The 7,566-nt window shown below is 72.5% G+C and carries 6 protein-coding genes; 1 reads left to right on the forward strand and 5 read right to left on the reverse strand.

From position 1 onward, the window contains the following. On the reverse strand, window positions 1-357 hold a 357-nt coding region (locus K2X24_RS19030; RefSeq protein ID WP_292500055.1), incomplete at its 3' end, for a LysR family transcriptional regulator. Between the two features lie 97 nt (window positions 358-454). Between K2X24_RS19030 and K2X24_RS19035 the strand changes: the two genes are divergently transcribed. Further along, the gene (locus K2X24_RS19035; RefSeq protein WP_292500057.1) at window positions 455-1,588 is read left to right on the forward strand and encodes an aldo/keto reductase; all 1,134 of its coding nucleotides are present in this window, start codon (window positions 455-457) and stop codon (window positions 1,586-1,588) included. Window positions 1,589-1,775: 187 nt separating this feature from the next. Here the strand turns inward: K2X24_RS19035 and K2X24_RS19040 are convergent, their stop codons facing one another. The 4 genes from K2X24_RS19040 to K2X24_RS19055 all read right to left on the reverse strand — a co-directional run bounded on the left by K2X24_RS19040 (window position 1,776) and on the right by K2X24_RS19055 (window position 7,554). Continuing rightward, window positions 1,776-3,509, reverse strand: coding sequence for an HWE histidine kinase domain-containing protein (locus tag K2X24_RS19040; protein ID WP_292500059.1), 1,734 nt, complete (start codon window positions 3,507-3,509; stop codon window positions 1,776-1,778). A gap of 57 nt (window positions 3,510-3,566) precedes the next feature. Further along, a complete protein-coding gene (locus K2X24_RS19045; protein WP_292500060.1) occupies window positions 3,567-6,245 on the reverse strand; it encodes a PAS domain S-box protein in 2,679 nt (892 codons plus the stop codon). Between the two features lie 183 nt (window positions 6,246-6,428). Beyond that, entirely contained in the window at window positions 6,429-7,307 is an 879-nt protein-coding gene (locus K2X24_RS19050) for an SMP-30/gluconolactonase/LRE family protein (protein WP_292500061.1), read from the reverse strand. Window positions 7,308-7,371: 64 nt separating this feature from the next. Then, entirely contained in the window at window positions 7,372-7,554 is a 183-nt protein-coding gene (locus tag K2X24_RS19055; protein WP_292500062.1) for a hypothetical protein, read from the reverse strand. Between the last annotated feature and the right edge of the window lie 12 nt (window positions 7,555-7,566).

Consider the following 7,566-nt stretch of genomic DNA (forward strand, 5'->3'; position numbering starts at 1 on the left):
GTCGAGGAGGAACCCCGGAAGGGACGGCGCGAGGATGGCGCGCGCGGCGTAGGCGAACGTCGTGACCCGAAGGGAGCCCGACGGCGTGCCGCGCCAGTCGGCCAGGGCCGCGAGGCCCCGCTCGACCTCCGCCAGCGCCGGACCGAGCGAGCGCAGCAGGCGCTCGCCCGCGGGGGTCGGGGCGACGCTGCGCGTCGTGCGCGCCAGCAGGCGCACTCCGAGGCGGGTCTCCAGCCCGCGCATCGCGTGGCTGAGCGCGGAGGGGGACAGGCCGAGTTCGGCCGCTGCCCGCGTGAAGCTGCGGGTGCGCGCCACCGCCGCGAACACGGACAGATCGTCGAGGTCGCCGCGCCGCATTGCTGCATTCCGCTCACGGACCCATGCCGTCCGACAGGGCTAATCCTCATTGCGGCGCCGGGCTACCCCTCGGGGGAGTTTTCAGGTGGGTGCAACAATGGATCTGACGCATTATCGGACGCTGGGCCGCTCGGGGCTGGCGGTGAGCCCCCTCGCTCTGGGCACCATGACGTTCGGCACGGCGCGCTGGGGGCTCGACGCGGGCGGCAGCCGCGCCGTGTTCGACGCCTACGTGGAGGGCGGCGGCAACTTCGTCGATACCGCCGACGTCTATGCGGGCGGCGCCAGCGAGACGATGGTCGGCCGCTTCATCGCCGAGCGTGGCCTGCGCGACCGGATCGTCCTCGCCACCAAGGCCGGGTTCGCCACCGGACACGGGCCGCATGCGGGCGGTTGCGGCGCCAAGCATCTCCACGCGGCCATCGCGGGATCGCTGCGCCGCCTCGGGACCGACTACGTCGACCTGTACTGGCTGCACGCCTGGGACGGGATCACGCCGGCCGAGGAACTTCTCGAGACCATGGTGGGCCTCGTCCGGAGCGGGAAGGCCCGCTACTGGGGCCTGTCGAACACCCCCGCCTGGTACGCCGCCCAACTGGCGACCCTGGCCTCGGTGCGCGGCCTGCCCGGCCCCATCGCCCTGCAGCACTTCTACGCCCTCGTGAATCGGGAGGTCGAGGACGAGCATGTCCCCCTCGCCGCCGCGTTCGGGATGGGCCTCGTGCCCTGGTCGCCCCTCGCCTACGGGCTCCTGGCGGGCAAGTACGATCGCGCCGCCGTCGCGGCGGCACCCGCACGCGGATCGGGCCTGCCGCGTGACCCGGCGGAGGCCGTGCCGGCGCGGCCCGAGGGCGACAGGCGCCTGGACAGCGCCAACCCGTTCGGCGACAGCCTGTTCACTCCGCGCAACTGGGACATCGTCGAGGCCGTGCGCGGCGTGGCGGACGCGATCGGGCAGCCGGCGGCGCGGGTCGCCCTGGCCTGGGTCGTGGGCCGGCCAAGCGTGGACGCGACCCTGATGGGCGTCAGCCGGCCGGCACAGCTCGACGACAACGTGGCGGCCCTCGGGCTGACGCTCACGCCGGAGCATCGCGCGCTCCTCGACGCCGCGAGCGCCCCCGTGGCCCCGCGCCTCGTCGACAGCCTATGCCGGCTGCCCACGCGACAGCAGGCCGTGTTCGGCGGCAGCCGGGTCGAAGCTTCGGCGGAACGGCAGCGCCGGGTGGGCTGAGCGCCACGGCCATCGTTCCGATCGCGGGGAAGCCATATCGGCGGACGACGCAACATGTCTCGCCGCCGCCGTCTGAGAGCACGACCCGACCGGCGGTTCGGTCGTCGAAGGCCCCCTCGATCCGCCGAGATCCGACCCGGACGGGGCCGGGAGTGCCGGCGGGGGATCACGGTGTGGACCGCGTTCTTCAAGCCGCCGATCGCGGTGATCCGGAATCCGCCCGGAACGAGGTGAAGCGATCCTGCGCGTCGAGGGGCACCGCCAGGGTGCAGTGCAGCCCGCCGGTGGCGAAGCGGAGATCCACCGTGCCGCCGAGTTCGTGGCCCACGCCCCCGTTGATCAGCCGCGTTCCGATCCCGCGGGCGGGCGGGGTCACGACCGGGGGCCCGCCGCTCTCGCGCCAGTCCAGGGCGAGCCGGCGTGCCCCGTCGCTTCCGGTCTCGACCCGCCAGATGATCTCCAGGCGTCCTCCCTCCACGGAGAGGGCCCCGTGCTTGGCGGCGTTCGTGGTGAGCTCGTGCAGCGTCATGCTGAGCGCCAGGACGTAGCGCGGGGGCAGCTCGATGTCCGGTCCGTCGATGAGGAACCGGTCCTGGCGCGCGTCGACGAAGGGCGCCAACTCGTTCTCCAGGAGCATCTCGAGGGAGGCGCCGGCCCATGCGTCCCGCGAGAGCAGGTCGTGGGTCTTGGCCAGCGCGATGATCCGCCCCTCCAGGCGCTCGCCCGTCGCGTCGGTGCGGCGGGACTGGCGCGCCAGGGACTGGACGGTTGTCAGGGTGTTGCGGACCCGGTGGTTGAGCTCGTGCAGCATCATCGTCTGACGCTCCTGCAGCAGGTGGCTGCGGGCGATCTCGGCGCGCAACGCACCCTCGTGCTTCTCGAGCCCGGCCGCCATGGCGTCGAACGCCTCGCCGAGCTGGCCGAACTCGCCCGAACCGGACAGGCCGGTCCGGGCGCCGAGATCCCCCGTCCGCCAGGCCGAGGCCGCCGTGAGCAGGCGGCGCACGGGCCGGCGGATGAAGGCGCGCCCGGCGAGGAGAGCGGCCGCCAGCGCCATCAGGGCGCCGAGGACGATCAGGATCGCACCGCGCCGCGTGGCCGCATCGATGTCCGCATAGGCCAGCCTCGGCGAGAGGCCGACGGCGACGGTCACCCCGTCGAGATCGTCCGGCGACGGGGCCGCGATGCCGGTGATGCGCAGGTTTCCCCGCACGCCGTGCAGGTCGACGACCCCGCCGCGATTTGCCGCCAGGGCCGCGAAGGACTCGGGTGGCAGGCTGCGGCCGACCCAGTCCGCATGGTCCGGAACCCGGATCATGACGGTGCCCTTGCGGTCCACGACCGTGAGGGTGGCGTCGGGCGGCAGGCCTCCGCGCGCCTGATGCTCGGCGAGGTAGGCCAAGTCGACGCTGGCGATCACGATCCCCAACGGGCGGCCGTCGGGGCCGGGGATGGCTTGGGCGAACTGCATCGTCGGAATACCGGTGACGCGTCCGGACACGATGTCGCCGATGGCGAGGCCGCCGGTGCGCATCGCGTCCTGGAAGTAGCGCCGATCGGCCAGCGTGTAGGCGCCGGGTGCCGACCCGAGGGTGTTGCAGACGATGCCCCCCTCCGCGTCGGCCACGCCGAAGAAGAAGGCACCGGGCACCTTGCCCAGCAGGGTCTTGAGGTAGGCCGTGCAGGGCGCGGGATCCTTGGCCCGGATCTCCGGAACCTCGGCGAGCACGCCGAGCACCTGTCGCGTCCCGCGCCCAAACTGGCCGAGATCCGCCGCGACGCCACGGGCGGTGCGTATCGCCTCACCGCGCACGGCATCGCCCCGGGCGGCCCGCAGGGCGTACTCGTTGTAGCCCTGGATCGCGAGGGCGGGCAGCAGCGCCAGGGAGACGAGACCGACGATGCGCTTGGTCAGCGACATGCGCAGCCCGTTCGGATGTCATGCCACGGCACGCCGGGCCGCGCGGAGCGCCGGCCCTCAGGCCGCCGCGGCATCGACGGCCTCCTGCATCGACGCGAGCGCCGCCTCCAGGCGGCAGACGAGCCCGGTCGGGGCGTAGGCGAGCGTGACCTCGCCGCCGACCTCGGCGGCGAAGCTGCGCTCGATCAGGCGCGAGCCGAACCCCTTGCGCGCCGGTGGACTCAGAATGGGCGGGCCGCCCTGCTCGGACCATGTCAGGCAGAAGCGCGGGGCGTCGGATTCGTGCACGACGTGCCAGCGCAGCTCGACGATGCCGGTCTCGTTCGACAGCGCGCCGTACTTGACCGCGTTGGTGGCGAGCTCGTGCAGCGCCAGGGCGAGCGAGAGGGCGGGTTTGGCCGCCAGGAGCACGTTCGGGCCGCCGGCGCGCAGGCGAAAGCCCGTGTCGCCCCGATGCACGGAGAGCGCCCCATCCACGACCTCCGCGATGGGTGCGGCGGTCCAACTCGCCTGGGTCAGGATGTCGTGGGCCCGCCCCAGGGAGATCAGACGCGCCGCGAAGGCCTCGCGCATTTCCGCGACGTCCGTACTGCCGCGCAGGGTCTGGCTGGCGATGGCCTGCACCAGCGTGAGGGTGTTCTTGACTCGGTGCTGCAATTCGCCGGTGAGCAGGCGCTGATGCTCCTCGGCCCGCTTGCGCTCCGAGATGTCCAGCATCGCCCCGATCATCCGCCTGGCCACGCCGTCGCCGCCCCGGATCACGTATCCCCGGTCGAGGACGTGCGCGTAGGTCCCGTTCGCCCGGAGGAAGCGGTACTCGTCGCTCCAGGCCGATCGGTCGCTGTCGATGACCGCGTGGATGGAGGCGTCGATCCGGGGCCGATCCTCGGGGTGGATCCGGCCGATCCACCAGGCACCGGTCGGCACGATGGCATCGGGCGCGTAGCCGTAGGCGGCCTGGAGCGCCTCGTTCCACAGGACGTGGTTGGTGGCGAAGTCCCAGTCCCAGATGGCGTCGTTCGTGGCGCGCGCGGCCAGACGATAGCGCTCCTCGGTGTCGCGCAGGGTCTGCTCCGCGCGCCGCGCCTCGGTGACATCGCGGGTGGTGCCGATGAAGCGCACCGTGCGCCCGTTCTCGACCAGGGCCTGGCCCTTGGCGGCCACCCAGCGCTCGACGCCGTCCCCGATGCCGAGCGTCCGGAAGGCGATGTCGTAGGTGCCGCTGCCCGCCGGGTCGAGGGCCGCGACCACGGCAGCGTCCACCCAGGCCCTGTCGTCGGGATGCAGGCCCGCGAGGAAGACCGCGTAGCTCACGGGCGCCCCGGGCGGCAGCCCGAACAGCGCGCGGGTCTGCCCGTCCCACTCGAGCACGTCCGCGACGAGGTCGTAGTCGAACACGCCGGTCCCGGTCGCGGCCACGGCGAGACCCAGCTTTTCCTGCGCGTTCCGGAGCGCGACCTCGGCCTCCTTGCGGTCGTGGATGTCGAGCGAGGTTCCGATCCAGCTCAGCAGGGTTCCGTCGGCGTCCCGGACCGCCTTGGCCCGGGTCAGGAACCAGCGATACGCGCCGTCCGCCCGCCGCAGGGGAAACTCCACCTCGTAGGATTGCCCCGACGCCGCCGCGGAGAGGCGGGCACGGCGCATGGCCTCGCGATGATCGGGATGGACGACCGACGTCCAGCTCGCCTCGCCGGCCGCACCCGGCGGCAATCCGGTGAACGCGTACCAGTAGGCATTGCAGTAGGTGACGTTGCCCTCGGCATCGCCGAACCACACCACCTGCGGACTGACCTCCACCAGGGAGCGGTAGCGCAGTTCGCTCGCCTCCAGCACCCGGTCGGCTTCGCGCTGCCCGGTCCGGTCGCGCAGGATCCTGACGAAGCCCAGGGTCTCGCCCTCGTTCGAGCGCAGGGGCATCGTTTCGCTGCTGGCCCAGAAGCGGCGCCCGTCCTTGCGCAGGTGCCAGCCCTCGCCGGGGGCGCTGCCGCTCTCCAGAGCCAGCCCCATGTCGCTCTCCGGCCGTCCACCCGCCCGATCCTCCGGCGTGAACAGAACCTCGACGGATGCGCCGAGCATCTCGGCCTCGCTCCAGCCCAGGATGCGCTCGGCGCCGGCGCTCCACCGGGTGACGCGGCCGTGCGGGTCGGTGGCGACGATGGCGTAATCGGTGGCGCTGTCGAGGATGCGCTCGTGCAGGAGGCGCTGCTCCTCCTGCTCGCGCAGCGAGCGGCGCAGCTCCATCTGCGCCATCGCCTGGCGCGCCAGGCGCGCGAGGCCCCGGCGCTGTCGTTCGGTCAGCGCGCGCGGTTTCGTGTCGAGGACGCAGACGGTGCCGATCGGATGTCCCTCGGCCGTCCGCAGCAGCGCGCCCGCGTAGAACCGCAGGCCAGGCTCGCCGGTGACGAGGGGATTGTCCTCGAAGCGCGGGTCGCGGGTGGCGTCCGGCACGTACAGGAAGTCCTCCTGCAGAATGGCCTGCCGGCAGAACGAGGTCTCCAGGGGCGTCTCGCGGACGCCGAGCCCGACCTCGGCCTTGAAGAACTGGCGGCCGTCCCCGATCAGGTTGACGACGCCGATCCGTACCTCGCAGAGTTCGGCGGCCGCTTCCGCGATCTCGTCGAAATCCTGCTCGCGCGGCGTGTCGAGCAGGCGGTAGCGATCGAGGGCGCGCAGGCGCGCGGCCTCCGTTTCCCTCGCGGTCTCTCGTGCGGGCTCACTCGTGGGCGCGCGGTTCATGATGCCGATGAATCTGGAGGGGCGCGGAACATCCTCTCAGAGGCGGTATCCGGCGGCGGAAATAAGGCCGACCGTCCGCCGCCCCGGCTCGAGCCGCAAGATCGCAGCAGTGGCCGGCGGCCTCACGCCGTCGGCGAACGGCTCGCGATCGGAACGCCGAACCGCGATGAAATCGCGCTCGCCTCAGGAGCGGAGGCCGAAAGCGGGCTCCAACAGGCCACGCACGCCGACCGGCACGACGAGGGTGCGGCCGTGCTCCGGGTCGGCTGCACGCTCCTCGGTCGTCATGCCCTCGTAGGCGCTGGTGACGAGGAGATGCTCGAGGGCGGGCCCCGCGAAGGTGGGGCACGAGGGCCGGCTCACCGGCAGCGGAAGCGTGCGCAGGCACTCGCCCTCCGGGCTGTAAGCGTCGAGGCAGGCAGCACCCCAGCGGGCGCACCAGATGCGGCCCTCGGCATCGACGACGGCTCCGTCCAGGCCGCCCTCTCCGCCGCGATGATCGTAGAGCGTGGCCGGCTCGCCCACCGGCAGACCCGTGCGGGGATCGAGGGCGACGCGCTTGAGGAGGCCCGCATCGGTATCGGCGAAGTAGCCGGTCGCGCCATCGGGCGCGAAACAGATGGCGTTCGGGATGGTGAGGCCACCGAAGAGGCGCGTCACCCGGGTGCCGGCCACGTGATAGATCGCGCCGCGCCCCGGCTCGGCGTCACGCCCCATGGTGCTGATCCAGAGGGCGCCGCAGGGATGGACCCGGCCGTCGTTGGAGCGGGTGCCGGCCTCCTCCGCCTCGAGCGGGCAGAACCGGGTCAGGCCGCCGTCGCCGAAGGTTCGCAGATAAAGCCCGTCCTCGGCCGCCAGCAGGTGTCTTTCCTCGTCCACCGCCACCACGGCACTCGCCATCAGGGGAAGGTCGTGAATCCGGACCGGACCGCCCGCCAGGAGGGCTTCGAACAGCCGTCGTTCCAGGATGTCGACCCACCACGCGATGCCGGTGCGCGGATCGTAGCAGGGGCCTTCGCCGAGGTGGCAGCGGGGCGCGTCGAGGATCGTGATGGCGTCCATGCTGGGTCCGTCCTCCTGAGCGCTTCGCCCCCGGGGCCGCCGGACGGAGGCCTCCGCAGGACCTCTACCGGCTCATGTTTCGGAAGCGGCAGTACCGCCCCGTATCCCTGTAACCCGCCGGACAGCGCTTCACGCAGGCGCCGGCGGCGAATTTCAGGGGCGGGCGGCAGGAATACCGATGCGCCTTGGCCTGAAAGAGGCCGGAGCGGTTGGCGGCCTGTGCCCCATCCGCTGCGCCACCGATCAGGACGGCCCCGAA

It is taken from the genome of Methylobacterium sp., assembly GCF_019750675.1.
Taxonomy (GTDB): Bacteria; Pseudomonadota; Alphaproteobacteria; order Rhizobiales; family Beijerinckiaceae; genus Methylobacterium.